Annotated in this window: 2 protein-coding genes; both read right to left on the bottom strand. The window is 59.0% G+C overall.

Going from position 1 to position 1,829, the window contains the following annotated elements:
* On the bottom strand, window positions 1-759 hold a 759-nt coding region (locus BLP65_RS16540; protein ID WP_092999406.1), incomplete at its 3' end, for an ABC transporter ATP-binding protein.
* Window positions 756-1,829 (bottom strand): nitrous oxide reductase family maturation protein NosD (locus tag BLP65_RS16535; protein ID WP_139181551.1); only part of this gene is annotated, 1,074 nt, incomplete at its 5' end. The genes BLP65_RS16540 and BLP65_RS16535, both read right to left, overlap by 4 nt.

Raw genomic sequence — 1,829 nt, 5'->3', positions numbered from 1 at the left:
TATCTGATTCACCGTGTATTGCCCCGCCACATCGTTCCAGGCCCCGTCGGACCAATGGCCGTGCACCTCAATCGTGAGCGGTAACTCCGCCTGCCTGCGCAGTTCGGCAACACTTCCTGCCGCCCGCAATTTTCCCTCGGCAAGGATCACGGCCCGATCGATGTGCTCTTCGATCCCCGGCAGGACATGGGAGCAGAGAATGACGGTGGTGCCCTGTCGGCGCAATTCATCGACACGCTGGTAAAACTCCCGTGTCGCCAGTGGATCAAGGCCCACCGTCGGCTCATCAAGCAGCAACAACTTTGGTTGTCCCAATAGTGCCTGAGCCAGGCCCAGGCGCTGCCGCATCCCCTTGGAGTAGGTTTTCACCCGCCGGTCGGCGGCATGGGCCAGTCCCACCTGTTCAAACAGCCTGCCAACCTGTTTTCGATCCACTCCCTTCAGGCGGGCAAAGTAATCCAGCACCTCACGGCCGGAGAGCTGTTCGTAGAAACGGACGCTTTCCGGCAGGTAACCGAGCATCATGCGCAGCTTCTGGTTGTCCTGTCCGCAGGGAGAGCGGCCCAGCACCTGCACTTCACCGCCGGTCGCCTCGATAAGCCCGAGGATCAACTTGATAGTGGTGCTTTTGCCGGCACCATTATGGCCAAGCAGACCCAGCACCTCACCGGCGCCCACCTCCAGGCTGAGGCCATCGAGTGCCCTCAGTGAACCGTAGTGCTTGTGAACATCTTGAAGCCGGACTGCAGGTGTACTCATCGTATTTCCACAAATTCGGGGGGCACCATCAGCGGATAGCTGTCGCGAACCCCTTGGGGTTTCAGAACCGGGAACTGCTGCTGAACCCAACGCAGTATCTCCACTGCCGGGCTGTTCATCAGAATGCGCGCCAACGGAAAACGCCAGAACAGCGCGTCTACCGCATCGTTGGGTTCATAGGGTCGGTCGCCGATACCGTCGGCATCACGGTCCCAACCCAGATAGTCGCTCCAGTAATTGCCGCGTCCGTCACGTGACCACTCTTGCTCGCGATTGACGACGTACTTGACCTGGGTGCGGTTGCCAACGAAAGCGTTCTCCCAGAACTGATTGCCCTCGGAGCCGGCGGTCAGATGAATGCCTATGTCGCTGCGGGCAAAAAGGTTGCCCTGGATCTCGTTGTAGGGAGCGTTGTAGACGAACAGCGCCTTGCCGTCCGCCCCCTCGATATCCCCCCCGGCCAGATTGGTCCCGATGCGCGCATCGGTCACCCGGTTTCGGGAGATGGTGCTATCCGTAATGAAATTCAGCAGCATGCCGTAGTTCTGGTCCCGCTCGGAGCGGTTGCCGGTGACCGTTAGCCGGCGCGACTGCATCAGGGCATAGCCGGTGCGGGTGTCGTGGGTATAGTTATCGGTCACAGTATTGTCATGGGCATACATGTAATGGATGCCATAACGCAAATCATACATTTCATTGGCGTGCAGAGTGCTGTTATTGGAGGTCTCGATGTAGATGCCGTCCCGCACCTGCCAGATCTCGTTATCAGCGACATAGCCGCCGTTGGTATTGGAGAGATGGATGCCATTGCCCCGATCCTGGGAGCGCAAGTCGATACGGCCACTGATGCGATTACCGACCACTCGCCAATTGTCGCAGCTGTCGAGCCAGATACCGCTCGCACTCTCTTCGATGCGGTTGCCGACAATAAGGACGCCAGCGCCCTCAGGAGTGACAAAGATAGCCGAATCAAGGTCGGTAAGGTCGACACCCGAACCCCTGATGGTCAACCCCTCGACGCGAACCCCGGGGGCGTCCACATAAAGCACATTGCCGATACCGCCACCATC

Origin of the sequence: Thiohalomonas denitrificans (genome assembly GCF_900102855.1) — a bacterium.
GTDB classification, from domain to species: Bacteria; Pseudomonadota; Gammaproteobacteria; order Thiohalomonadales; family Thiohalomonadaceae; genus Thiohalomonas; species Thiohalomonas denitrificans.
The sequence above is the reverse complement of the archived record's forward strand: the minus strand, read 5'-3'. Positions and strand labels throughout refer to the sequence as shown.